This is a genomic window from Methylobacillus gramineus, from assembly GCF_020532675.1.
Classification (GTDB): domain Bacteria; phylum Pseudomonadota; class Gammaproteobacteria; order Burkholderiales; family Methylophilaceae; genus Methylobacillus; species Methylobacillus gramineus.
This window is the reverse complement of the sequence record NZ_JAJAVE010000003.1, coordinates 627,349-651,116: the sequence shown is the minus strand read 5'-3', so window position 1 is coordinate 651,116 and position 23,768 is coordinate 627,349. Positions and strand designations below refer to the sequence as shown.

Annotated in this window: 22 protein-coding genes; 6 read left to right on the top strand and 16 right to left on the bottom strand. The window is 51.1% G+C overall.

Annotated features, from left to right (window positions below; all coding sequences use genetic code 11):
* Positions 1–68: 68 nt before the first annotated feature.
* The 11 genes from ppa to LG201_RS13505 form a co-directional block, all read right to left on the bottom strand.
* Positions 69–596, bottom strand: a complete 528-nt coding sequence (gene ppa / locus LG201_RS13555; RefSeq protein WP_226772735.1) for an inorganic diphosphatase — start codon at positions 594–596, stop codon at positions 69–71.
* A 107-nt stretch (positions 597–703) separates the two neighbouring features.
* Positions 704–958 carry a YkvA family protein gene (locus LG201_RS13550; RefSeq protein ID WP_404809745.1) on the bottom strand — a complete coding sequence of 85 codons (255 nt, stop codon included), beginning with the start codon at positions 956–958 and terminating at the stop codon, positions 704–706.
* A 44-nt stretch (positions 959–1,002) separates the two neighbouring features.
* On the bottom strand, positions 1,003–1,899 hold the full coding sequence (locus LG201_RS13545) for a phosphoribosylaminoimidazolesuccinocarboxamide synthase (protein WP_226772734.1): 897 nt from the start codon (positions 1,897–1,899) through the stop codon (positions 1,003–1,005).
* Positions 1,900–1,923: 24 nt separating this feature from the next.
* Complete coding sequence (locus tag LG201_RS13540) at positions 1,924–2,343, bottom strand: phosphate-starvation-inducible protein PsiE (RefSeq protein WP_226772733.1); 420 nt, start codon at positions 2,341–2,343, stop codon at positions 1,924–1,926.
* A gap of 115 nt (positions 2,344–2,458) precedes the next feature.
* Complete coding sequence (gene fba, locus LG201_RS13535) at positions 2,459–3,508, bottom strand: class II fructose-bisphosphate aldolase (RefSeq protein ID WP_226772732.1); 1,050 nt, start codon at positions 3,506–3,508, stop codon at positions 2,459–2,461.
* Positions 3,509–3,684: 176 nt separating this feature from the next.
* Positions 3,685–5,127 (bottom strand): pyruvate kinase, encoded by a 1,443-nt coding sequence (gene pyk / locus LG201_RS13530; RefSeq protein WP_226772731.1) that lies wholly within the window; start codon positions 5,125–5,127, stop codon positions 3,685–3,687.
* Between the two features lie 238 nt (positions 5,128–5,365).
* Positions 5,366–6,094: a GIY-YIG nuclease family protein gene (locus LG201_RS13525; RefSeq protein WP_226772730.1), complete on the bottom strand. Its 729-nt coding sequence runs from the start codon at positions 6,092–6,094 to the stop codon at positions 5,366–5,368.
* Between the two features lie 753 nt (positions 6,095–6,847).
* Positions 6,848–8,029 (bottom strand): phosphoglycerate kinase, encoded by a 1,182-nt coding sequence (locus tag LG201_RS13520; protein WP_226772729.1) that lies wholly within the window; start codon positions 8,027–8,029, stop codon positions 6,848–6,850.
* Positions 8,030–8,041: 12 nt separating this feature from the next.
* The gene (gene gap, locus LG201_RS13515) at positions 8,042–9,043 is read right to left on the bottom strand and encodes a type I glyceraldehyde-3-phosphate dehydrogenase (RefSeq protein WP_226772728.1); all 1,002 of its coding nucleotides are present in this window, start codon (positions 9,041–9,043) and stop codon (positions 8,042–8,044) included.
* A gap of 84 nt (positions 9,044–9,127) precedes the next feature.
* Positions 9,128–11,119, bottom strand: a complete 1,992-nt coding sequence (gene tkt, locus LG201_RS13510; RefSeq protein ID WP_226772727.1) for a transketolase — start codon at positions 11,117–11,119, stop codon at positions 9,128–9,130.
* A 220-nt stretch (positions 11,120–11,339) separates the two neighbouring features.
* Complete coding sequence (locus tag LG201_RS13505; protein WP_226772726.1) at positions 11,340–11,906, bottom strand: thioredoxin family protein; 567 nt, start codon at positions 11,904–11,906, stop codon at positions 11,340–11,342.
* Positions 11,907–11,963: 57 nt separating this feature from the next.
* On the opposite strand from LG201_RS13505, the gene LG201_RS13500 reads away from it, so the two are divergent.
* From LG201_RS13500 to LG201_RS13490, 3 genes are all read left to right on the top strand, one after another.
* A complete protein-coding gene (locus tag LG201_RS13500; protein ID WP_226772725.1) occupies positions 11,964–12,701 on the top strand; it encodes a 16S rRNA (uracil(1498)-N(3))-methyltransferase in 738 nt (245 codons plus the stop codon).
* 82 nt (positions 12,702–12,783) lie between these two features.
* Positions 12,784–14,349 (top strand): amino-acid N-acetyltransferase, encoded by a 1,566-nt coding sequence (gene argA / locus LG201_RS13495; RefSeq protein WP_226772724.1) that lies wholly within the window; start codon positions 12,784–12,786, stop codon positions 14,347–14,349.
* Between the two features lie 169 nt (positions 14,350–14,518).
* On the top strand, positions 14,519–15,274 hold the full coding sequence (locus LG201_RS13490) for a PEP-CTERM sorting domain-containing protein (protein WP_226772723.1): 756 nt from the start codon (positions 14,519–14,521) through the stop codon (positions 15,272–15,274).
* 79 nt (positions 15,275–15,353) lie between these two features.
* On the opposite strand, the gene LG201_RS13485 is transcribed toward LG201_RS13490, so the two are convergent.
* Positions 15,354–17,027 carry a formate--tetrahydrofolate ligase gene (locus tag LG201_RS13485; protein ID WP_226772722.1) on the bottom strand — a complete coding sequence of 558 codons (1,674 nt, stop codon included), beginning with the start codon at positions 17,025–17,027 and terminating at the stop codon, positions 15,354–15,356.
* A gap of 175 nt (positions 17,028–17,202) precedes the next feature.
* On the opposite strand from LG201_RS13485, the gene argB reads away from it, so the two are divergent.
* Genes argB through slmA form a run of 3 tightly spaced genes read left to right on the top strand, consistent with a single transcriptional unit; the run spans position 17,203 to position 19,379 of the window.
* Complete coding sequence (argB, locus tag LG201_RS13480) at positions 17,203–18,087, top strand: acetylglutamate kinase (RefSeq protein ID WP_226772721.1); 885 nt, start codon at positions 17,203–17,205, stop codon at positions 18,085–18,087.
* 20 nt (positions 18,088–18,107) lie between these two features.
* Positions 18,108–18,791 carry a pyrimidine 5'-nucleotidase gene (locus LG201_RS13475; RefSeq protein ID WP_226772720.1) on the top strand — a complete coding sequence of 228 codons (684 nt, stop codon included), beginning with the start codon at positions 18,108–18,110 and terminating at the stop codon, positions 18,789–18,791.
* Positions 18,792–18,800: 9 nt separating this feature from the next.
* Positions 18,801–19,379 (top strand): nucleoid occlusion factor SlmA, encoded by a 579-nt coding sequence (gene slmA / locus LG201_RS13470; RefSeq protein WP_226772719.1) that lies wholly within the window; start codon positions 18,801–18,803, stop codon positions 19,377–19,379.
* A 454-nt stretch (positions 19,380–19,833) separates the two neighbouring features.
* Here the strand turns inward: slmA and LG201_RS13465 are convergent, their stop codons facing one another.
* The 4 genes from LG201_RS13465 to LG201_RS13450 form a co-directional block, all read right to left on the bottom strand.
* Entirely contained in the window at positions 19,834–20,856 is a 1,023-nt protein-coding gene (locus tag LG201_RS13465) for a FecR domain-containing protein (protein ID WP_226772718.1), read from the bottom strand.
* The gene (locus LG201_RS13460) at positions 20,849–21,415 is read right to left on the bottom strand and encodes a sigma-70 family RNA polymerase sigma factor (RefSeq protein WP_226772717.1); all 567 of its coding nucleotides are present in this window, start codon (positions 21,413–21,415) and stop codon (positions 20,849–20,851) included. The genes LG201_RS13465 and LG201_RS13460 overlap by 8 nt, the downstream gene beginning before the upstream one ends.
* Positions 21,416–21,527: 112 nt before the next feature.
* Complete coding sequence (locus LG201_RS13455) at positions 21,528–22,751, bottom strand: multifunctional CCA addition/repair protein (RefSeq protein WP_226772716.1); 1,224 nt, start codon at positions 22,749–22,751, stop codon at positions 21,528–21,530.
* Between the two features lie 5 nt (positions 22,752–22,756).
* Positions 22,757–23,722 carry a complex I NDUFA9 subunit family protein gene (locus LG201_RS13450; RefSeq protein WP_226772715.1) on the bottom strand — a complete coding sequence of 322 codons (966 nt, stop codon included), beginning with the start codon at positions 23,720–23,722 and terminating at the stop codon, positions 22,757–22,759.
* Positions 23,723–23,768: the final 46 nt, after the last annotated feature.

Sequence of the window (23,768 nt, the reverse complement as noted above, 5' to 3'; positions counted from 1 at the left end):
TGCTCTAACAATCAAAACGGCGCTTGAAGCGCCGTTTTGATTGAATATCCTAATGTGTAAGTGTTGGCTTACTTGCCGTGACGCTCAACACCAGCGACGATTTCCGCCTTGGCTTCGTCAACACCTTTCCACTCACCAACCTTAACCCACTTACCCTTTTCCAGATCCTTGTAATGTTCAAAGAAGTGGGCAATAGGTGCCAGCTGAAATTCAGGGATATCCTGGTAGGTTTTAATGTCTTTGTATTGTGGGCAGATCTTGTCTACCGGCACTGCCAATACCTTGGCATCAATACCGCCATCATCTTCCATGGTCAATACGCCAATCGGGCGGCAACGGATCACCACACCTGGCTGCAATGGAATGGGGGTAATCACCAGCACATCCACCGGGTCTCCATCTTCAGACAGAGTTTGGGGAATGTAGCCATAGTTGCATGGATAATGCATGGAGGTGCCCATGAAACGATCCACGAATACCGCGCCAGAATCCTTGTCCACTTCAAACTTGATGGGCTCGCCACGCATGGAGATTTCGATGATGACGTTAAAGTCGTTAGGGATATCTTTGCCTGCCGGCACATTACAGAGGGACATCGGTCAATCCTTATTAAGTTCGTTGGTAGTATATTTATTGATCACGCGGGATTTTAGCGCAAATCCACGATAAAAATCATCATTGCAGCACATACCCCAGTCACGAGTCAGTCTTCAGATCGAGCTGGCGACACACTAGCAGCGGCCACCTGCTGTCTGCAATCATGAATCAGGTGTTCAGGAACGCATTTCAGCCCAAGATAAATCAGGCCGGGCACGATCACCAGATCATCAAGCTGCCCCAGCACAGGGATAAAATCTGGAATCAGGTCAAACGGCAGCAGGAGATAGCCAATTGCAAGGCCTAACAAAGCCTTTGCCAGCCATGGTGTTTGCGGATGGCCCAGCACCAGCCGATACACTGCCAGTTCGGTCTTGAGGCGCTGGGCTATCTGCTTGAGCTGCTTCAGGAGATCGCTTTCCCGGTTAACCGCTCAAAAGCTTCGCGGTATTTTTCGCCAGTTTTTGCCGCTATATCTGCTGGCAAATCTGGGCCAGGCGGCGTCTTGTCCCAGCCTGTGGATTCCAGCCAGTCACGCACATATTGCTTGTCAAAACTGGGAGGATTCTTGCCGACCTGATATTGATCTGCAGGCCAGAAGCGTGATGAATCAGGGGTCAGCACCTCATCAATGAGGTACAACTGGCCTTGATCGTCCAGGCCGAACTCGAACTTGGTATCTGCAATAATGATGCCTCGCGTCAAGGCATACTCTGCGGCTTCCTTGTATAGCTGTACGCTGATGCGGGCCACTTTATCCGCAAGTGCCTGCCCCAGAAGCTGGGCGCATTTTTCCAGCGTGATATTTTCATCATGATCGCCAACTTCCGCTTTGCTGGATGGCGTAAATAATGGCTCGGGCAACTTGGAGGCTTCTTGCAGATGCGCGGGTAGATTGATACCGCATACGGTCTGGCTTGCCTTGTACTCTTTCCAGCCTGAGCCGGCAAGGTAGCCACGCACAATCGCTTCTATGGGCAGTGGCTTGAGTTTTTTCACCACCAGGGCTCGACTACCCAATTGCGCTTTTTCCGCAGGATCAGTCACCACGCTGTCAGGATCAATGCCTGTCAGGTGGTTAGGCACCACATGCTGGAGCTTCTCAAACCAGAAATTGGCAATCTCTGTCAGCACAGCCCCTTTGCCTGCAATAGGAGTCGGCAGGATGACATCAAATGCTGACAGGCGATCACTCGCTACCAGCAGCATGGTGTTTTCATCAATATCGTAAATATCTCGCACCTTGCCCTGATTGATCAGCTTGAGGCTTTTGATGCTTGATTGCATAAGGGGTGTCGTCAAAACAATTACCTTTATCTCTAATGACTATCTTGAATGATGGTCTTGCTCAGGACCATCGGCATACGGAAATCTTACATGGCCATAACGCACGACCAGAATCGCGACGGCGATCAACAAAATGGAGACTGAAACAGCAAAGATGCGCCAGGCTTCCAGTTCCTTGATATCCAGCACCAGATAGCGCGCCAGCGCGATAATACCGATATACAGTGGATACCTGACCGGCAAGTTGCCTGAGCCCAGATAATGGTTGAGCATAGTGAGGATTTCCATGTAGAGGAACAGCAGCAATAAATCCGCCACTGTCACAGAACCTGCCACCCAGATATGCATGACGGCTTGACCCGTGGCAACGATAGTGGCGAATGTGATGAACACCAGCATCGCCTGCTCAACGAAACCGATACCGCGCTGACCTATCTTACTGAATTTATTGGGTTGCATACCAAGGCTTTGCAAGGCTCATAATGGGCACAATTATACCTGATGGCTGCAAGCGGCAGATGACTGGCAAAGCCTGCAAGCATATATTTTTGTGGGCAAATACAGAACTCGGCTGTCACTCTTGTTTGTATCTGAATGCCATCTCTGCAAGTGTGAGTGGCTTGATGCGGGAACCATGACCTGCAGAGCCAAATGCCTCGAACCGCAATTGGCACAGTGCCTGCATGGCACTGGTAGCATCCAGCAGGAACTTGCGTGGATCAAACTCACTACGATTTTTTTCCTGCCCTAGAAAACGACGTACCGCACCAGTAAACGCGATGCGTAAATCCGTATCGATATTGACCTTGCGCACCCCACTCTGGATCCCCTTCACAATTTCTTCCACCGGCACGCCATAGGTTTCAGGAATCTCACCGCCATACTGATTGATGATATGCAGCCACTCTTGCGGTACGGAAGATGAGCCATGCATCACCAAATGGGTATTGGGCAAACGCTGATGAATCTCCCGTATCCGGGCAATTGAGAGGGTTTCACCGGTTGGTGGGCGGGTAAACTTATAAGCCCCATGCGAGGTGCCAATAGCAATCGCCAAAGCATCTACACCTGTGCGAGCCACAAAGTCCACGGCCTCATCTGGGCTAGTTAGCAGTTGGGACATATCTAGCTGGCCTTGCGCACCCACGCCATCTTCATCTCCTGCCTGACCTGTTTCCAGGGATCCAAGCACGCCCAGCTCACCCTCCACCGACACCCCTGCTGCATGAGCAGCCTGCACCACAGTCTGAGTCACCATCACGTTGTACTCATAGCTGGCAGGCGTCTTGGCATCTGCTAGCAAAGAACCATCCATCATGACACTGGTAAACCCTGTTTCAATCGAGTGCAGACAGACGTCTGGCGAAGCACCATGATCCTGGTGCAAGACTACCGGGAGATGAGGATAACTTTGAATGGCAGCCTCAACTAGCTTGAGCAGAAAGGCTTCGCCTGCATATTGCCTGGCCCCGGCAGAGGCCTGCAGGATCACCGGGCTATCACAGGCATCTGCCGCCTGCATGATGGCCTGCACCTGTTCCAGGTTATTGATATTGAATGCGGGGACACCATACCCATGCTCAGCAGCATGATCCAGCAATTGACGTAAGCTGATTAGCGCCATGATGCACTCCTATCTTCCTGGATGAGAACCTGAGCTTGTTGCACTTGCCTCGCCTCCTGCAATCCAGCATTTAGCCAGCAATAGGTGCTGGACATATTAGAATGACTTCTGACCGAACACTATAAATTCCGCCAGTAGAATTACCGCCAACCCTACAGACCATTCACTCCCGGGCGCTAACGATGCTCCCGTCTATGTTCGCCCACCTTGACGATCTGCAAGGTATTGGTACCACCAGCCTTGCCTATGGGTTCGCCAAACGTCAGCATCATGAGGTCATCCCTTTGCACTGCGCCAAGCCTGAGTAGCGTTTCTTCCGCATCGTAGAGAATGTGACCCAGATCATCATTAGGTTGTTCTATGTGATAAGGATAAACCCCTCGATACAAGGTGAGCTTTCGCCTGGTATTGCGCTCTGTCGTAAGGGCATAAATAGGCACATTAGTATTTGAGCGTGACAGCCACGTGACGGAAGAACCCGACTTGGTCAGCGCAGCAATGGCCTTTACATTCAAATGCTCCGCCGCGTGGATGGCTGCCATGGCAATCGCTTCATCAATGAAGCCAAATTCGTCGTTAATCTGTTGCTGCAAATGCTGGCTGTCATATTCCTTTTCTGCCTCTATGCACACGCGGTGCATCGCCTGTATGGACTCCAGCGGATAATGCCCCGCTGCAGTTTCTGCCGACAGCATGACGGCATCGGTACCATCCAGCACCGCATTCGCCACATCGGACACCTCGGCACGAGTTGGAATCGGATTACTGATCATGGATTCCAGCATCTGCGTAGCCGTAATCACCAGCTTATTGCGCAAGCGTGCCATGCGTATCATGCGCTTTTGCAATCCAGGCACTGCTGCATCCCCCACTTCCACCCCCAGGTCACCACGCGCCACCATGATCACATCGGAAGCATCAATAATCTCTTCCAATGCATCAATTGCCTCTGCACGCTCTATCTTGGCGACGATGGCTGCATGCCCGCCGGCATCTACCACCAGCTGGCGCGCTATCTCGATATCAGCTCCACTGCGCGGGAAGGAGACCGCAATATAATCCGCCTCCAGCGCCACAGCGGTCCTGATGTCTTCTCTATCCTTGAGCGTCAGTGCGGTGGCTGAAAGCCCGCCTCCCTGGCGATTAATCCCCTTGTTGTTGGAGAGCATGCCCCCGGCAGTGACCGTACAAAAAATCTCTGCATTCTGCACATCGTCCACATGCATGACAATGCGCCCATCATCCAGCAGCAATACCGCACCTGGCACCACTTCCGAAGGCAGCGTCTTGTAATCCAGGCCTACCCGTTGCTGGTTGCCCAGCTTGCAAGCCGCATCCAGAATAAATGGATCTCCCACCTTGAGTAGGATGCGATCATTCTCAAACTTGCCTATACGAATCTTCGGGCCTTGCAAGTCACACAAAATGCCCACTGGCTTGCCACTGCGGCGACAAATATCCCGCACCAATTCAGCCCGCGCAATATGATCCGCCGCAGTCCCATGCGAGAAATTAAGCCGCACCACATCCACCCCAGCATCAATCATCCGCTCTAGGATGCCTTCCTCACTGGATGAAGGCCCCAATGTAGCTACTATCTTGGTTTTTCGTAATGCCATATGACTGCCTTTCCTTGCGATTTCTCAGGTATTCATCATAAGCCTGACAGCATTAAGGAGGAATCGTGCATATTTTGTGCCATGAATATGGCAGGGGTGGGTCAATGATCTGGAATGTCGAGGCCGCAGTGATGCCTATCAACCAATGTATTGGATAGTCAGGATACAGCGCAATGCCCGTTGGTTATTGCATCTATTGTAAGAAAAGTATTATCGATGGTGACTTTTCGAGTAGTTTTCAATTGTTCAAAGTTATTGTGATTTCACCTATATCCTCGTAGTCAAGATGGAACCATTCTCCGCGCTTTCTTTTATGGCTGTATGTTTGGTGAAGTGCCTTCTCAATATTTAAAGCAATTTTTCTATTTATGTATTTCTTTGCGGCCACAAGCTGGATTTTAGGCTGCTCACTTTGTAAAGTTTTTTCGCGAATACCAGGATTATTAGAAATTCCAATTTTGTATAAACCATTACGAATATCTTTCATTAGGTAGACAAAACACTCCTCATTAGCCAACTCTTTAATTTCTGTGTTATTAACCGAAGCGGGTATCGATAATAATACATCCCCCCATTCCGCCACATTTGAAAATTCAGAACAAAATAGCAATGGAATATCTGACCATTTAACTTTGTGGCTTTTCTCTATGCCACTTATAGATGGAGAAAGGTTATTGATTAACCAATCTGAAGCAATAGGAAGTTTGTTATATTCACTTAATGTTTTTCGAGCCAATCCTCCCCAATTAATAAGAATTTCTCGAAGATCAGACTTCTTAGAGGAGAATTTATTTGGAGAGTCTCCAGCTAAATTTTGAAGACGACTATAAGCATTACCTCCCTCAAAAGCTTTACAAAGCTCTCTCTTTGAGAAGACTTCATAAAACTCTCTCGAGGATGGAGGTTTCCCAAGTACATTCCGGAGATTTTTGTACGCCTCTAAGACCTTCTGGATTGGCTCGTTCATATATATTTTCTTAGAATTCAACAGTTAAAATAAAGTATGCCATATTAGCTTTTCTCTACGACATTCTCTATGGAAAGCAATTGCGGCTAGCATAGCGATGTGACGTCGCAGTGGCTGTTGCACTCCCATCTGACCACGCCGAGCAGCGGAGCTTTTAGCGGGAAAAGTCTTGCAGCATGTTTGAGCGATAGCGAGTTCTGCAAGGCCCGCTGAAAGCGAGCAGCATAGGGGATGTCGCGGGCAGTTGGGTCGCCTTTTCTTTGGTCCTGTTTCTTTTGGCGAGACAAAAGAAATGGACTCGCCCTGCGGGGCGAAACCCATCCTCTTGCCATAGAGGTATTGCATCAGAGTATTGAGTAACGCCAGATCACTTTTAAAGGCATTAAATGACATAACTCTTGAGAATAAGGTAATGAGAGCAACTGCGGGAGGACCTTTTTCGCTTGCCAGCGAGTATCTTTCTTTTGCTTCGCCAAAAGAAAGATACCAAAGAAAAGGCGGCCCGATTGTCTGCGTCCCGAAACTTCGTTCCGGGCAACCTGCGTTGCTCGCTTTTAATGGGGTCTTGCTGAACTCGCTATCGCTCAGACAAACGCAAGCCCTAATCCATAAAAAGCTGCGCTACTCGGCGCAGTCAGACGGGAGGATAGGCCAACTCGTGGCATTGCTACGCTCGCCCTAATGACTCATGGTCCAGCAAAATAGCAAAAATAAAGGAGCCCACAGGCTCCTTTATTGTCAGGTTGATTGCAATCAACCTTTAGCGCGTTGCTCCAGAATGTCCACCGCAGGCAATTTCTTGCCTTCAAGAAACTCCAGGAACGCCCCACCCGCTGTCGAGATATACGACACCTTGTCATAGATGTCATATTTCTGGATAGCGGCAATGGTGTCGCCGCCACCAGCCAAAGTGAAGGCTTTGGTTTTGGCAATAGCTTCGGCGATGGTCTTGGTGCCTTCACCGAATTGGTCAAACTCGAATACGCCAACCGGGCCATTCCAGACCACGGTGCCTGCATTCATGATGATGTCAGCCAATTGCTTGGCGGATTCAGGGCCAATGTCGAAGATCATGTCATCGGCTTGTACCTGGTCAGCCTTTTTCAAGACAGCAGGCTCATCAGGATCAAACTGCTTGCCGCAGACCACATCCACAGCAATCGGCACCGCAGCGCCACGATCGGCCATGGTTTTCATGAGAGCTTGTGCAGTGGGCACAAGATCATCCTCGCTCAATGAGCGGCCAATCGGCTTGCCAGCAGCCTTAAGGAAAGTGTTGGCAATGCCGCCGCCCACCACCATCTGATCCACTTTTCCTGCCAGGCTTTCCAGCACGGTCAGCTTGGTTGAAACCTTGGAGCCTCCGACAATCGCCACCATAGGACGGGCAGGTTCACACAAGGCCTTACCCAGCGCGTCCAGCTCACCCACCAACAAGCTGCCTGCAGCGGCCACTGGCGCATACTGGGCGATTCCATAGGTGGAAGCTTCCGCACGGTGCGCGGTACCAAAAGCATCCATGACAAATACATCGCACAAGGCGGCATATTTGCGTGCAGTTTCTTCCAGGTTTTTCTTCTCACCTTTGTTGAAACGGCAATTTTCCAGCAAGACAACCTCACCTTCTGCCACATCGAAACCACCATTCATCCAGTCCTTGATGAGGCGCACAGGCTTGCCCAGCTTTTCAGCCAGCACATCTGCGACAGGTTGCAATGAGTTCTCTGCAGAATAGACTCCCTCTTCCGGGCGCCCCAGGTGCGATGTCACCATCACGCGTGCACCCGCTTCCAGCGCCTGACGTATTGTGGGCAGTGAGGCGGTAATACGCGCATCAGAGGTAACTTTGCCGTCATTGACTGGCACGTTGAGATCAGCACGTATGAATACGCGCTTGCCCTTGAGGTCCAGATCGGTCATGTTGATTACGGTCATATACTCTCCAGCTCAGGATGCGATGTGCTTTACCAGGCGCATCATATTGCAGGTATAGCCGTACTCGTTATCGTACCAGGCCACGATTTTGACGAAGGTAGGATCCAGCTGGATACCGGCATCTGCATCAAAAATCGAAGGATAAGCGTTACCACGGAAGTCAGTGGATACGACCTTCTCATCGGTAAATCCAAGGACGCCCTTCAGTGGACCACTTTCTGATGCCGCTTTCATTGCTGCGACGATCTGCTCATAAGTGGCTTCCTTGTTCAGCTCCACAGTCAGATCTACTACCGATACGTCAGAAGTAGGGATGCGGAAGGCCATACCCGTGAGTTTTTTGTTCAGTTCAGGAATCACCTTGCCTACGGCTTTGGCGGCGCCTGTAGAAGAAGGAATAATGTTTTCCAGAATGCCACGACCACCGCGCCAGTCCTTATTGGAAGGACCATCCACCGTTTTTTGAGTCGCAGTCGCTGCATGCACGGTGGTCATCAAGCCACGCTTGATGCCAAAATTATCATTCAACACCTTGGCAACTGGTGCCAGGCCATTTGTGGTGCAAGAGGCAGCGGAGACAATCGCCTGGCCCTTGTAAGTGTCATGATTGACGCCGTAGACAAACATGGGCGTATCATCCTTGGAAGGTGCAGACTGCACCACCTTCTTGGCACCCGCATCAATGTGCTTCTGGCAGGTTTCTTCAGTCAGGAAGAAGCCTGTACATTCCACAACTACATCCACACCGACTTCATCCCATTTCAGGTTGGCAGGGTCGCGCTCTGCTGTCAGGCGTATGGTCTTGCCATTTACGATCAAATTGTTGCCACTGACCGCAATATCACCCTGAAACAGGCCATGCACAGAGTCATGCCTGAGCATATAGGCCAGATAATCTGGCTCCAGCAGGTCATTGATTGCAACTATTTCGATATCAGTAAAATCCTTGATCGCCGCACGGAATGCCATGCGACCGATACGGCCAAAGCCATTAATGCCAACCTTGATTGTCATGAGTTTTTCCCTGTCCTGATTGTGTCTTCAAAAACAAAAAGGGAGCCAGCATAACTGGCCCCCTTTTTTAGTTACTACCTGTCATTACAGCACGGACTTGACGGTCTTCACTACATTTTCAACAGTGAAACCGAAGTGCTTGAACAACACGCCGCCTGGAGCGGATTCGCCGAAAGTATCGATACCAACGACTGCACCTTCCAGACCAACATACTTGCGCCAGAAGTCGGTAACACCGGCTTCAACTGCTACACGCTTCACGCCTGGAGTCAGTACGCTGTCCTTGTATGCTTGATCTTGACGGTCAAATACGTTGGTAGATGGCATGGAAACCACACGCACCTTGGTACCAGCAGCATTCAGCTCAGCAGCAGCCTTGATCGCCAGATCCAGCTCGGAACCGTTACTGATGATGATCACGTCAGCCTTGCCTTCAACGTCGGAGAATACATAACCACCCTTGCGGATCAGGTCAAAGTGCTTCTCGTCGTGCTTGATGCCAGGTACGTTCTGACGGCTCAATACCAAGCTGGATGGGCCATCGTGACGCTCAATCGCAGCTACCCAGGAGATTGCTGTTTCAACGGAATCAGCAGGACGCCATACATCCATACGAGGAATGTAACGCAGGCCAGCAGTGTTCTCGATAGGCTGGTGAGTAGGACCATCTTCGCCCTGACCGATAGAATCGTGGGTCAGAACAGCAATAGTGCGCTGCTTCATCAGTGCTGCCATGCGCAGTGCGCTCTTGGCGTAATCAGAGAACATGTGGAAAGTACCACCAAATGGCAACAAACCACCGTGCAGTGCGATACCGTTCATGATCGCGAACATACCGAATTCACGTACACCGTAAGAGATGTAGTTACCTGGCTTCTTGCCATCAACATGCTTGAAACCGGAGTAGCTAGTCAGGTTGGAACCTGTCAGGTCAGCAGAACCGCCAAGGAATTCTGGCAGGATTGGTGCCAGGGCAGCAATCGCGTTTTGTGACGCCTTACGGGTTGCCACGGCCTCAGCTTTTTCGTTGGTTGCCTTGATGAAGGCATTGGTGAATTCCTTCCAGTTTGCTGGCAGGTCACCGGCAGTACGGCGCTTGAATTCAGCAGCTTCAGCTGGATAGATCTTGGCATAAGCGTCGAACTTGGCGTTCCATTCGCTTTCCAGCTCGGAACCCTTGGCTTTACCATTCCAACCGTCATAGACTTCTTGAGGAATCACAAATGGCTCGTGTGACCAACCGATAGCTTCACGCGTAGCAGCCACTTCTTCCAGACCCAGGGCAGAACCGTGGCAGTCATGTGAACCGGACTTGTTTGGTGAACCCTTACCGATGATAGTCTTGGCAGCGATGAAAGTTGGCTTGTCAGTTACCTTCTTGGCTTCTTGAATAGCCGCTTCAACCGCAGCAGCATCGTGACCGTCAACGTTAGGAATCACGTGCCAGCCGTATGCTTCAAAACGCTTGGCAGTATCATCTGTGTACCAGCCTTCAATATGACCATCAATAGAGATGCCATTGTCATCCCAAACGGCGATCAGCTTGCCCAGACCCCAAGTACCAGCCAGCGCAGCAGCTTCGTGGGAAACGCCTTCCATCAGGCAGCCATCACCCAGGAACACGTAAGTGTAGTGGTCAACGATTTCGTGGCCTGGCTTGTTGAACTGGTCAGCCAGCAACTTTTCAGCCATCGCAAAGCCGACGGCATTGGTGATGCCCTGGCCCAGAGGACCAGTGGTGGTTTCAATACCAGGAGCATAGCTATACTCAGGGTGACCAGCACACTTGGAATGCAGTTGGCGGAAAGTCTTGATTTCATCAATTGGCAGATCGTAGCCAGTCAGATGCAACAAGGAGTAGAGCAACATGGAGCCGTGACCATTAGACAGAATGAAACGGTCGCGGTCTGCCCAGTTCGGGTTGGTTGGGTTGTGACGCAGATGGTGGTTCCAGAGAACCTCTGCAATATCTGCCATACCCATCGGTGCGCCAGGGTGTCCAGAATTTGCCTTCTGAACTGCGTCCATGGATAGCGCACGGATGGCGTTTGCTAAGTCTTGACGAGTTGCTGCCATACATATCTCCCTACGGTTGAAGAGAAAAAGGCCTCACCAGCACGGCTGGACGAAGCCTCACCTCAAATTCTTTGAAAACCCCTTGAACTACAACAAGATGCTGAAACTGCCAAAAATCACAGTTTCGCAGAGGTATTTAGCCCGTAATTATTCCTTAGATAGAGCTTTTCAGCAATACCAGCATTAATATTAATGCCTTTATCTCAAAAATTTCATCTACTTATTTGTCGTCACTGAACCACTTGATCGAGCATCCGATTGAGGGCACTTGCTCAACCGGCCCATGACCAGTTTCCGCCACCAGTTTCATTGCATGGTAAAGATCGCGCGAGGATGTCTCCAGAGGTATCATATTGCGGCCCTGCTCATCAAAACGGCCACGATACTGCAGCTCAAGATGGGCATTGAAGCCAAAAAAGTCTGGTGTACACACCGCGCCATAGGCCTTGGCAACTTCCTGACTTTCATCCAATAAGTAAGGAAACGGAAACTTGAACTCCCTCGCTACTTCCTGCATTTTATCGAAACCATCATCAGGATACGTCACCGTATCATTTGATGAAATCGCTACGGTATTGACACCCATACTACGTAGCGCCTTGATATCCGCCACCAAGCGCTCGCGTATCGCCTGAACATAGGGGCAGTGGTTACAGATAAACATCACCAGCGTACCGTTGACACCTTTGATATCAGATAAAGCCCAATCCTTGCCATCAACGCCCGGCAACTTGAATTCCGGCGCTTGCCAGCCAAAATCACATACCGGCGGATTAAGACTTGCCATTTTTCAGCCTCCTTCAATTAAAATCCATATTCATATCAATAGTAACACCGCACACTCATGAGCACTCCACGCTTCTACTGCCCTGATTCGCTTTCTTCAGGAGCACACATCAACTTGCCTGAGAGCGCAGCTGCGCATGCAAGTCGCGCATTACGCATGCAAACAGGTGACATGGCCATTTTATTCAATGGGGATGGCCACAATTACACCTGTGAATTAACCGATGTCCGCAAATCCAGCGTCAGCGCGGTTGTTCGCTCGATTGCGCCAGCCGATACAGAATCCCCCTTACGTATCACACTGGCGCAAGCCATTTCATCTGGCGACCGCATGGATTTCACCATCCAAAAAACGGTTGAAATGGGCGTCAGCGCAATTCAACCGATTGCGAGCCGCCGCAGCGTGGTCAAACTCACCGGTGAGCGTGCAGAAAAACGGCGCGAGCACTGGCAGAATGTGGTCATTTCAGCTTGCGAACAATCTGGTCGAGCGACTGTGCCTCAAGTAGCCATGCCACTCTCCTTACCCGAATGGCTGGCGCAGAAACCTCAAGCCACCACCTTCATTACCTTAGCCCCGGGCGCTGAAAAAACACTGGCAGACTTAGCACCACCGACCGGCGACATTTGTTTTTTGATTGGTGCAGAAGGCGGCTTCACCACTGAGGAAATCTCGTTGGGTGCCACCCATGGATTTATCCCGGTGCGCATGGGCAAACGCATTCTCCGCACCGAAACGGCGGCACTTGCCGCGATTGCTGCCATGCAAATATTATGGGGCGACTTTACTGTTTAAGCAGAACAATTGCATTAAAAGTAATTTTGTATAAAAATATGCTTTAAACGCAGTTTCCCAACCACTTCTTTGGATGCCTGCCATGTCCCTAGGCAATGCCCTGCGCAAGCGCCGTAAAGCCCTCAATATGACCTTGCAAGAGTTGGCGCGCAAGGTGGACGCAAACAGCGGCAATCTCTCCCGTATAGAACGCGGCTCGCAAGGGGTGTCAGAAGCCATGCTGCACAAGCTATGCACTGCCCTGGACTGCACTGCTGCGTTTCTTTATGCCCAAAGCGAAAGAGAAACCGGCAAATCCACCTCCACGTCGCGACTCAACCTGCATCAACCTCAGGAATTTGTCCGCTGGTTTCGCTCGGCTGCTCCCTATATACATGCCTTTGGCGGACGAACCTTTGTGATCGCCTTTGGTGGGGAGGTCGTAGACGATGGACAGTTTGTGACGCTATCCCACGACCTCAATCTGCTTGCCAGCCTGGAAGTCAGGCTGGTATTGGTGCATGGCTCTCGCCCTCAAATTGAAACCCGGCTCAAACGCGCCAAGCTGAAGACCCGCCTGGTGAATGGTTTGCGCGTCACAGATGACGAAGCCATGGAAGCCGTCAAGGAAGCCAATGGCTCAGTGCGCGTCGAAATCGAGTCCCTTCTTTCCATGGGGCTCATCAATTCGCCGATGGCGGGCGCTGATATCCGGGTCGCAAGCGGGAATTTTGTCACGGCAAAACCACTGGGGGTGATAGAAGGTGTAGACCTGCAACATACCGGAGAGGTGCGCAAAGTCGATGCCATCGGCATCCAGAAGCGGCTGGACGATGGAGAACTGGTGCTCCTTTCACCACTGGGCTACTCGCCAACCGGCGAAGTATTCAACCTGACACTGGAAGATGTTGCCACCAGCGCCGCGATCGCGCTGGATGCCGACAAACTGATCTTCCTGATGGACTCTTCAGGTGTGCATAACATCCGTGGTGAATTGCTGCGGGAAATGACCGCGGATAAAGCCAAAAATCTTTTGCGCCATACAGAAGTAAACGGCGGCCAGAACATTACCGAAGATGAACTGTATTATTTGCCGGCCGCTGTCAGGGCATGCGATCAAGGGGTTGCCCGCACACACCTGATCAGCCGCCATACCGATGGTGCCATCCTGCAAGAACTCTTCACGCATGATGGTATAGGCACCATGGTCACCGAAGCCTCCCTGGAAGCCATGCGCAAGGCAGACATTGGCGATGTCGGTGGCATATTGCAGCTTATAGAACCACTGGAAAACGAAGGCATACTGGTAAGACGTGGGCGCGAACGCTTGGAAATGGAAATTGATCGATTCCACGTCATGGAACACGATGGCAAAATCATAGGCTGTGCAGCACTCTACCCATTCCCTGCCGAAAAAACCGCCGAGCTGGCCTGCATGGCGATTCATGCTTCATTCCGCCGTGGTGGACGTGGCGACCGCCTGCTCAGCTACTGCGAAGAACAGGCTAGCGAACTTGGCCTGCAATCGGTCTTTGTCCTGACTACCCGTACCGAACACTGGTTTCTTGAACGCGGCTTCACAGAAACTGATGTTGAAAAACTACCAGGCGAAAAACAGAAATTCTACAACCTGCAACGCCGCTCCAAGGTATTCAGCAAGCGCATCTAACATACCCGCAGATATCCACCCCTCAAAAATAATGTTGACCTTTTAAATGATAATTATTACTATCAATAGATGAATATAAATAATAATAGTTTTTATTCATTAAATTGCTTTGCCAATCACGCTCATAGTGTTAGGCATCCGACCATAATAGTTCTTGAAGGGGAAATAAATGAACATTGCATACTCCCAAAGCATTCTTGCTTTAACCATGCTGGTAGCCACATCACTCTCTCAAGCGGCAACTCCAACTAGCCAATACTTTTCTGATGTCACAGGCTCTCTGACGACTGATGGGTTCAATCAACTGACGGCCAGCCGCTTAGGTGCTGGCACAACCGGCATTGCAGCCATTGTGGATGGCATCAACAGCAATGTACCTGCTGGCGATGCTGAATTTAAGCGTACTTATGGCAATGCATATCCCGCTTCTCTCGGTTTATATCAATGGTCGGGTACACCCTACTCAACATTCAGCATTTCTGATGCTACGCTACTTCCAAACCTCGGTTCAATTGTGTTCCAGAGTGAAGTATTCCCTGGTGGCAATCAGTCGCTAGGTGGCCAGGGTGGCCTTGCTGCAGCGATTTCCGATGTATACCTGAGCTATAACGGCGGTACTCAACTTCTGGCAGCAAGCAGCTTCAGCCTGTCGGATGCACCGGTCAATGAAGACTCACCTTTTTACGACCCTGCAAACCCAGTTGCTGAAGGCGCTGTTGGTTACTTTACTTGGGATTTCAGTGGTATCAGTGACCCGATCACCTCTTACGAAATTTCCTTCCTGGTACACCTGCACAGCAGCGTTGTAGCATTCCAGGTTGACCAGATTGCAGCCGTACCAGAACCTTCTGAGTACGCATTATTGCTGGGTGGTCTGGCCCTAGTCGGATTTATGGCACGTCGCAAGAAAAATACACAAGCCTAATTGAAATAACAACGTTTTACCCCGGTGCGGCAATCTCCCCAGTATTAACGGGGAGATTGCCGCTTTTGCTTTTCATGCATTAATACAATCCCACTACCCGCCCATCATCGTCGATATCAATACGCATTGCACAAGGCTCTTTGGGCAATCCTGGCATTGTCATGATGTCATCACAAATCATCACCACAAACTCAGCCCCTGCACATAACCGCACCGCCCTCACCGTCACCACATGCTCATGCGGCAAACCGCGTTGTGCCGCATCTGTAGAGAATGAATACTGGGTTTTTGCAATGCAGATTGGATAATGACCATAGCCATCGGCCTGCAACTTATCGATGATGGAGCGGACACGACGCGGGGCATATACATCAGTGGCTCCATAGATATGGGTCGCTACTTTACGCAGTTTTTCCCAAAGATCATCCGCGTCCTCATATACATAACGCATCGTGATATTTTGCCCCGCTGCCAACCTCACCACCTCATTAGCAAGAGACACAGCCCCTTCGCCCCCGTTGGCCCAATGCTCCGCCAACACCACATTCACACCGAGTTTCTGCATATGGGATTGGACCAAGCCGATCTCGGCATCCGTATCGTGATCAAACCGATTAATGGCCACCACACAGGACAGGCCATAATGCCGGGTCACATTGTCCACATGCTTTTCCAGGTTGGCTAACCCAGCCTGCAGCGCTTGCAGGTTTTCCTGATCAAGTGCGGAAACATCCACCCCGCCGTGATACTTGAGTGCACGCATGGTCGCTACCACCACACAGACATCGGGTCTCAAGCCGGATTTTCTGCATTTGATATCAATAAATTTTTCTGCGCCCAGGTCAGCACCAAAACCAGCCTCAGTGACCACATAATCGGCCAACTTGAGTGCCGCGCTGGTGGCTATCACTGAGTTGCAGCCATGGGCAATATTGGCGAAAGGACCGCCATGGACAAATGCGGGAGTATGTTCCAGGGTTTGCACTAAATTAGGCTTGATGGCGTCTTTCAACAACACTGTCATGGCGCCATGTGCCTGCAAATCACGCGCGGTGATGGCAACACCATCTTGGCGATAGCCAATCACGATATTACCCAGTCTGGAGCGCAAATCCTTCAGCGAAGTGGCAAGACAGAATACCGCCATCACCTCGGAAGCAACCACGATATCAAACCCCTCTTCGCGCGGCTGGCCATTGACCTTGCCACCCAGGCCCACCACGACTTGGCGTAGTGCCCGGTCATTCATGTCTACAACGCGCTTCCAGCTAACCTGCCGCGGGTCTATGCCCAGGGCATTTCCATGATGAATATGATTGTCTATCATCGCGGCCAGCAAGTTATGGGCAAGCGCTATCGCAGCAAAATCACCGGTGAAATGTAGGTTGATATCTTCCATCGGTACCACTTGGGCATACCCCCCACCAGCGGCACCTCCCTTCATGCCAAACACAGGGCCCATTGATGGCTCACGCAAACAGATCATAGCGCGCCTGCCAATCTTGTTTAGTGCATCTCCCAAGCCCACGGTAGTAGTAGTCTTGCCTTCCCCTGGCGGGCTGGGACTGATCGCGGTCACTAAAATCAACTTGCCGTCCGGCCTGGCCTGTAATTCGGGATTAGCAGCGAGATCTATCTTGGCCTTATATAGCCCATAATTCTCGACCGAGTCTTCCTTCAACCCTAGTTGAAGCGCAATCTCCGTAATCCTCCTCATCTGAGCCTGCTGGGCAATCTCTATATCACTGGGCATGCCGCATCCTTTAAGCAATCAAGTGGGGTGACGCTGCTAGAATTCATCTAAAGATCAATGCAGTCTACCTGCCAGACCCAGGCTTTAACAGCGAGTTTGTCACGCTGACACACGATTTTCATATCAATCAGGTTAAAATAGCCACTTACTCATTCACGCTCACCAGAGAGAGTCAATGCTCACCCAGACAACCGCCGCCCAGAAAGCCCAAACCCTTGCGGAAGCGCTCCCTTATATCAAGCGCTTTTTCGACAAGACCATTGTGATTAAATACGGCGGCAACGCCATGACAGACCCGCATCTCAAGGAATGTTTTGCCAGTGATGTGGTATTGCTCAAACTGGTAGGCATGAACCCGGTGGTGGTTCATGGCGGTGGGCCACAAATCAATGAATTGCTGGACAAGCTCGGTAAAAAGGGCGAATTCATTCAAGGCATGCGCGTCACTGACGAAGAAACCATGGATATCGTCGAAATGGTGCTGGGTGGTCAGGTAAACAAGGAAATTGTGAACCTCATCAACCGCAATGGCGGCAAGGCCGTCGGCCTCACCGGTCAGGACGGCAACTTTATCCATGCACGCAAACTACTGGTGCAAGACCTGCAAAACCCTGCCAACCTGATCGACATCGGCCAGGTGGGTGAAATCAGTGGCATCGACCCCAGCCTGATCCAGTTCCTCGACACTGGCGACTTTATTCCGGTGATTGCACCTATCGGTGTCGGCACAGAAGGCGAAACCTACAACATCAATGCCGATGTGGTCGCAGGCAAACTGGCTGAAATCCTCGGGGCTGAAAAACTTATCCTGCTCACCAACACCCCTGGTGTATTGGACAAATCCGGCAACCTGCTCACCGGTCTTACTCCCAAGCAGATTGATGACTTGGTCACAGACGGCACACTATCTGGCGGCATGCTGCCGAAGATCAGTTCCGCCCTCGACGCAGCGCGTAGTGGCGTCAAGTCAGTGCATATCATTGATGGTCGCGTGGAGCACGCCCTGCTGTTGGAAGTATTGACCGATGCAGGCGTAGGTACGCTGATTACAGCCAAGTAAGCACGCATTAACACAATGTGATGAGCGCTAACGTTTGGATTTTTGATCTGGACAATACCTTGCACAATGCAGATGCGGCCATATTCCCGCATCTGCATGTGGAGATGACCCGATACATCATGACCGAGCTCGCCCTAGAGGAACATGCTGCCTGCGCGTTGCGCGAGCATTACTGGCACACCTACGGAGCCACGCTCAAAGGCCTTATGCGCCACCACCGTATTTCACCCCGCCATTTCCTGCAGCAGACCCACCAGCTGGAACAGTTGCCTGCCATGGTTATAACCACAAAAAGACTGCGACACACGCTCCAGCAACTCTCTGGCCGTAAGGTAGTATTCACTAACGGGCCGATGAGTTATGCAAAAAGAGTGCTAAAATTACTCGCTATCGACGACTTGTTTGAGCAGGTATTCAGTGTGGAATCCTCAGGCTTTCATCCAAAACCTGCAATGCGCGGCTTCCAGCATTTATTGGGAGCGCTCAAGGTGAACACAGGCAACTGCATACTATTGGAAGACAGCCTGCCCGCCTTGATGACCGCCAAGCGACTGGGCATGAAAACCATCCATGTCTCCAAGCGTCTGCACAAGCCAAGTTATGTCGATGCACGCATTTCCACCATTCTGGATTTGCCAACAACACAGATTTACAAAACATATAACAACGCAAAATGCCCTAGCAGCATTTCGCCCAGAGAGTGAGGTAAACCCATGGCGCTTAAACCCGGAGAACGCAAGCAGCAAATACTGGAGACACTAGCAAAAATGCTGGAGTCGCCCAAGCGTGAGAAAATTACCACGGCATCCTTGGCCGCCAGACTTGAAGTCAGCGAAGCGGCGCTTTACCGCCACTTTCCCAGCAAAGCCAGAATGTTTGATGGCCTGATCGAATTCATCGAGCAAACGCTGTTTGGCCTGATCAACAAGATCACCACCGAAGAAACCGAAGGCCTGCGCCAAGCACGCCGTATTGTCACCATCCTGTTGCTCTTTGCGGAAAAAAACCATGGTATGACCCGCGTATTGATCGGCGATGCCTTAGTCAATGAAGATGAGAGCCTGCAAACCCGGATCAACCAACTATTCGACCGTATTGAGTCGACACTCAAGCAAAGCCTGCGCATTGCCGAGACTCAAACTGGCCGCAAGCTTGATCCTGAATCTCAAGCCAACCTGCTATTGTGCTTCGTGATTGGTCGCTGGCACCAGTTTGCCAAGAGCGGATATAAACGCAAGCCCATGGAGTTTGTGCAGCAGCAACTGACGTTGCTATATGGTCTAGAGGAATAGCACCCTGCCCCAGCCAAGCTGGCTAAAGCAATAAAAAGCCCCGCATTGCGGGGCTTTTCTTCGTCTACTTAAGGCGCGGTGTATAACGTAGCGTCAACATCAGGCTACTCGGCTCACCATAGTGGCCACCTTCAAACTGAAACTACCTATATCTGTGGTCCCCAGCGGCAAGCGAACTTGCTGGCAAATCATAGTGACGCATGTCATTTTTTCTATGGCGTCAGCCGCCATCGCGGAATGCACAGTAGCGCCAACCATTGAGCTTGCGAGCATGACGGCCAACAGGATGGGGAGCATCGGTGCTAATTGAGCACAATAGTGAGCATTAGAGTCTGGACGAACAGCAAACAAAGTGAATCCCCTTATCAATAATGGAAAAGCAAACGCTTTCCCCTGTTTGCCGAACGAGATAAGGAAAGTGATAGAGGGGAATGAAAAAAAATTCTTGTTTAGATTATTTGGCGCGAGTCTGGACAAAGCCTATTTCTTTGGGTGGGTCAAAACTCACCCAGAAACCGCCTAGTTTGGTCAGGCGGACTGGCAAAGCCGCCGCCAAGGCAGCAATCGCAAAATCAGTATCATCCACCGAGAATGTACCAGTAATCCGTAATTGAGCCACTTCAGGATCTACCTTGATACGTCCAAAACGATAGCGTGACAACTCGGCAGCCACATCTTCCAGGGCCGCATTTTCCACCACCAGCATGCCATCTTTCCAGGCATCCAGATAAGCAGGACTGTTCAGGATCGGGGATAACGCATCCCCATGCAGGATAATGGATTGCCCTTCTTCCACCAGTTGCTGAGGATCACACTCAGCAACCGTCTGTGGCTGGCAGCTGGCTGGCCTCGCAATCACGGCTGATTCGCTGACGCTCAGCAAGGCGCTGCCATCGTCCAGCGTACGTACACTAAACCGAGTGCCTAGCGCGCGCATACTACCCGCTGCGTTCAATATCACAAAAGGCCTGGACTCGGTCTCGTTATGGCCGGTTTCCACTTCAATTTCGCCTTCACGCAAGATAACAGCACGCTGAGTCTCATCATAAGCAATATCAATCGCGCTACGGGTATTGAGACGTATCACCGTATTATCAGGTAACACAATCAACTGGCGTTCACCAGTCGTCGTATGATAATCCGCCAGCAAGCCACCCAGCGGCTGATACTGGTTGAACAATGTCAGGCTGCACATCATTGCCAGCACAGTAGCCAATGTCGTGGCAACCCGCTTGATACGACGTGCTTTCAGCGGCTTGGTCAAGATAGAGCGCAAGGTGGAGGATCTTGCCGGAGCAAGCTCAGCATCCAGCGCGCCCAGTTGGCGCCAGGCACGCGCATGATCTGAATGTGCAGAAAGCCAGAACTCAAGCGCTATTGTGTCTCGCTCTGTACTTTCGCCGGAGCTCATGCGTAACTGCCAATCTATGGCCTGATCCAGCACGCGCTGGGACACAGGCAAATGTTCATTACTCATGGGATATAACAGGACTCACGGCTAGCACATCGTCCGTCATATGGTCGATTGAGCCAAAACGCAACAGATAAGCCTGACGTGCAGCCTTGGCAAGGTATTGCCTGACTCTTGGCACAGATACCCCCAGCGACTCGGCAATATCAGCATGCTTGAGGCCATCAAGACGACTATATAGCCAGGCAGCCCTGGCTTTTGGACTCAGCCCAGCTAACAGGCTATCCATTTGCTGCAACATTTGCAGCGTTTCCAGCCGTGCTTCAGGCGAGGGTTGTAAGGCTTCAGTGGTTTGTGCCAGCTCGTCGAGGTAAGCACGCTCAAGATCGGCACGACGGAAGAAATCCACCATCAAGCGTTTGGCGATAGTGGTCAGGTAAGCACGGGACTCCTGAATTTCATGGATGGGACGCGTATCTTGTTGGCCAAGAATCCGGGTAAAGGTATCCTGGGCAATATCCGCCGCATTGTCAGGGCAGCCAAGTTTTTTGCGCAACCACCCCTGCAGCCATTGATGCTGGCTGCTGTATATGGTGTGCAATACATTGTGCTGGGTTTTGCGCATGAATATCTGAAGTGCTGAGAGACATTTATTGAGAACAATTCTCATTTTATCAGTCCTCCATTCGCTTGAATAGTGTTAACCCCTTTGGTACCGCTACTTTGTGATCACTTCTTTATAGTTTTAGTGGTTCAAGCTGTTGTTTGATGGCTGCAACCCGTGCATCAAACACGGCATCCTTGATATTGGCCGGATTTTCCTGGGCAGCAGCAATTACCCCGGCATCGACCTGCATGACTATTTTCAGCACCTCCAGCAAATACTGAAAATGCGGCAACTCCTGTTGTTCAAAGCTGGTACGTCCTCTTGCATCGGCCTCACATGCAGAGAGAAAGTCACGAAAACGCTGCGGCTGACGTATCGCATCAGTTTCCAGCAGAAAGCGTAACACAGTATCAGGACGCATTTCATTCACCTGATGCACTTTGCCATGAAATTTGGCCACGACCTGCGCCAGCTCCTTGCAATCATTAGGCACACGCAAGCGCTGGACTACCTCCTTGAGCAAACTCACGCTGCGCTCTTCATGCCCGATATGCCGTGGCAGCATATCTGCGGGGGTAGTGCCCTTGCCCAGATCATGGGTCAAGGCGGCAAACCTGACAGGAAGAGAGAAACCCTGGCTAGCGGCGTAATCAATCACCAGCATGATATGAATGCCCGTATCCACTTCAGGATGATATTTTGCCGTTTGCGGCACACCAAACAGGCGATCAAGCTCAGGCAATATACGCTGCAGTGCGCCACAGGAACGCAAGACATCAAACATGCGGCTGGGACGCGACTCCATCAGTCCTTTGGCCAGCTCTTGCCAGACGCGCTCCGGGACCAGGGCATCAACCTCGCCGTCTGCCACCATCTGTCGCATCAGCTGCATGGTCTCATCTGCGACACTGAATTCAGTAAACCGGGCTGCGAAGCGGGCTGCCCGCAGGATGCGTACTGGATCTTCGCTAAAGGCAGCACTGACATGGCGCAACTGTTTTGCCTGGATGTCAGCCATGCCGTGATATGGGTCGATCAGCTTGCCAGCGGAATCCTTGGCAATGGCATTGATGGTGAGATCACGACGGGCAAGATCTTGCTCCAACGTGACGTCAGGTGAAGCATGTACCTGAAACCCTTTATACCCTTTGCCAGTCTTGCGCTCGGTACGAGCAAGCGCATATTCCTCATGAGTTTGCGGATGCAGGAACACGGGAAAGTCCTTGCCTACCGGACGATAGCCTAGCGCAACCATTGCTTCTGGCGTACTGCCCACCACGACATAATCACGATCCTTGACCGGCAGGCCCAACAGCTCATCCCGTACCGCACCGCCTACCGAGAATATGTCCATGGTGCTTACCGTTTGCTGAAACTACGCCCAGCCAGACTACGAAAGCGATCATAAGCGCTTCTGGGCGTATCGCCAGCAAGGTACTCCGCCGCGACTGCTTCCAGTGCGGTGGGTTGTATACCAAACAGATTGGACACATCGCCATCGCAGACGCTGTCCACTTCCATGGAGAACAAGTTATCCCGCGTCATCAATTTGACAGGCATCAACTCCAGCGCATAAGCCTGATAGTAGGAAAGCGTATCGTTAAGGGAAATGATGCGGCGTTTTTTACCCAGAATAAACGCCACAAACTCGATCAATTCCTTCAGGGTATAAATGTGCGGGCCACCTAGATCAAATGCACGGCCATAGGTACTGATGTTTTCAAGCGTGCTGACAAAAGCATGAGCAACATCCTCCACCCAGATAGGCTGGAACTTTGCTTGTGGCTTGGCCACTGCAATCACGGGCAATATCTTGACCAGACTGGCAAACAGGCTGAGAAAACTGTCTCCCCGACCAAAAATGACGGAAGGGCGGAACACCGTCACCTGGATTTCACCAGCACGAGCAAGCACCGCAGCCTCACCGGCAGCCTTGGATTTTAGATATTCACTCTTGGCAGAGCTACTGGCTTTCAAGGCCCCCATGTGCACTAGGCGGCTGACCCCCTGTTTGCAACAGATATCTGCAACGCGACGCGGCAAATCGACATGCAAGGCCTGGAATGTGGCATTGCCGGACTCGTGCAATATGCCCACTAGGTTTATGACGGCATCCTGGCCATGTAAATGACCAGACAAGGCAGTATTGTTAAAAAGATCACACTCCACCACCTGCACATTGGGCAACAAGATCAGATGCTTGCTGCTCTCCCGGCGGCGTGTCAGTACCTTCACGTCGTACCCTGCAGTGCTGAGGCGTTGCACGATGGCACTGCCAACAAAACCAGAGCCACCCAATACACATATTTGTCTGATACGTTGCATCAAATACAGTCCTTACTTGATTAGTCTGCTACCGAATTGCTCGGTC

What these genes read in the sequence shown, in the direction of transcription:
- ppa (WP_226772735.1), bottom strand. Translation starts at nt 596, where the DNA reads ATGTCCCTCTGTAATGTGCCGGCAGGCAAAGATATCCCTAACGACTTT.
- LG201_RS13540 (WP_226772733.1), bottom strand. Translation starts at nt 2,343, where the DNA reads ATGCAACCCAATAAATTCAGTAAGATAGGTCAGCGCGGTATCGGTTTC.
- fba (WP_226772732.1), bottom strand. Translation starts at nt 3,508, where the DNA reads ATGGCGCTAATCAGCTTACGTCAATTGCTGGATCATGCTGCTGAGCAT.
- pyk (WP_226772731.1), bottom strand. Translation starts at nt 5,127, where the DNA reads ATGGCATTACGAAAAACCAAGATAGTAGCTACATTGGGGCCTTCATCC.
- LG201_RS13525 (WP_226772730.1), bottom strand. Translation starts at nt 6,094, where the DNA reads ATGAACGAGCCAATCCAGAAGGTCTTAGAGGCGTACAAAAATCTCCGG.
- LG201_RS13520 (WP_226772729.1), bottom strand. Translation starts at nt 8,029, where the DNA reads ATGACCGTAATCAACATGACCGATCTGGACCTCAAGGGCAAGCGCGTA.
- gap (WP_226772728.1), bottom strand. Translation starts at nt 9,043, where the DNA reads ATGACAATCAAGGTTGGCATTAATGGCTTTGGCCGTATCGGTCGCATG.
- tkt (WP_226772727.1), bottom strand. Translation starts at nt 11,119, where the DNA reads ATGGCAGCAACTCGTCAAGACTTAGCAAACGCCATCCGTGCGCTATCC.
- LG201_RS13505 (WP_226772726.1), bottom strand. Translation starts at nt 11,906, where the DNA reads ATGGCAAGTCTTAATCCGCCGGTATGTGATTTTGGCTGGCAAGCGCCG.
- LG201_RS13500 (WP_226772725.1), top strand. Translation starts at nt 11,964, where the DNA reads ATGAGCACTCCACGCTTCTACTGCCCTGATTCGCTTTCTTCAGGAGCA.
- argA (WP_226772724.1), top strand. Translation starts at nt 12,784, where the DNA reads ATGTCCCTAGGCAATGCCCTGCGCAAGCGCCGTAAAGCCCTCAATATG.
- LG201_RS13490 (WP_226772723.1), top strand. Translation starts at nt 14,519, where the DNA reads ATGAACATTGCATACTCCCAAAGCATTCTTGCTTTAACCATGCTGGTA.
- LG201_RS13485 (WP_226772722.1), bottom strand. Translation starts at nt 17,027, where the DNA reads ATGCCCAGTGATATAGAGATTGCCCAGCAGGCTCAGATGAGGAGGATT.
- argB (WP_226772721.1), top strand. Translation starts at nt 17,203, where the DNA reads ATGCTCACCCAGACAACCGCCGCCCAGAAAGCCCAAACCCTTGCGGAA.
- LG201_RS13475 (WP_226772720.1), top strand. Translation starts at nt 18,108, where the DNA reads ATGAGCGCTAACGTTTGGATTTTTGATCTGGACAATACCTTGCACAAT.
- slmA (WP_226772719.1), top strand. Translation starts at nt 18,801, where the DNA reads ATGGCGCTTAAACCCGGAGAACGCAAGCAGCAAATACTGGAGACACTA.
- LG201_RS13465 (WP_226772718.1), bottom strand. Translation starts at nt 20,856, where the DNA reads ATGAGTAATGAACATTTGCCTGTGTCCCAGCGCGTGCTGGATCAGGCC.
- LG201_RS13460 (WP_226772717.1), bottom strand. Translation starts at nt 21,415, where the DNA reads ATGCGCAAAACCCAGCACAATGTATTGCACACCATATACAGCAGCCAG.
- LG201_RS13455 (WP_226772716.1), bottom strand. Translation starts at nt 22,751, where the DNA reads ATGGACATATTCTCGGTAGGCGGTGCGGTACGGGATGAGCTGTTGGGC.
- LG201_RS13450 (WP_226772715.1), bottom strand. Translation starts at nt 23,722, where the DNA reads ATGCAACGTATCAGACAAATATGTGTATTGGGTGGCTCTGGTTTTGTT.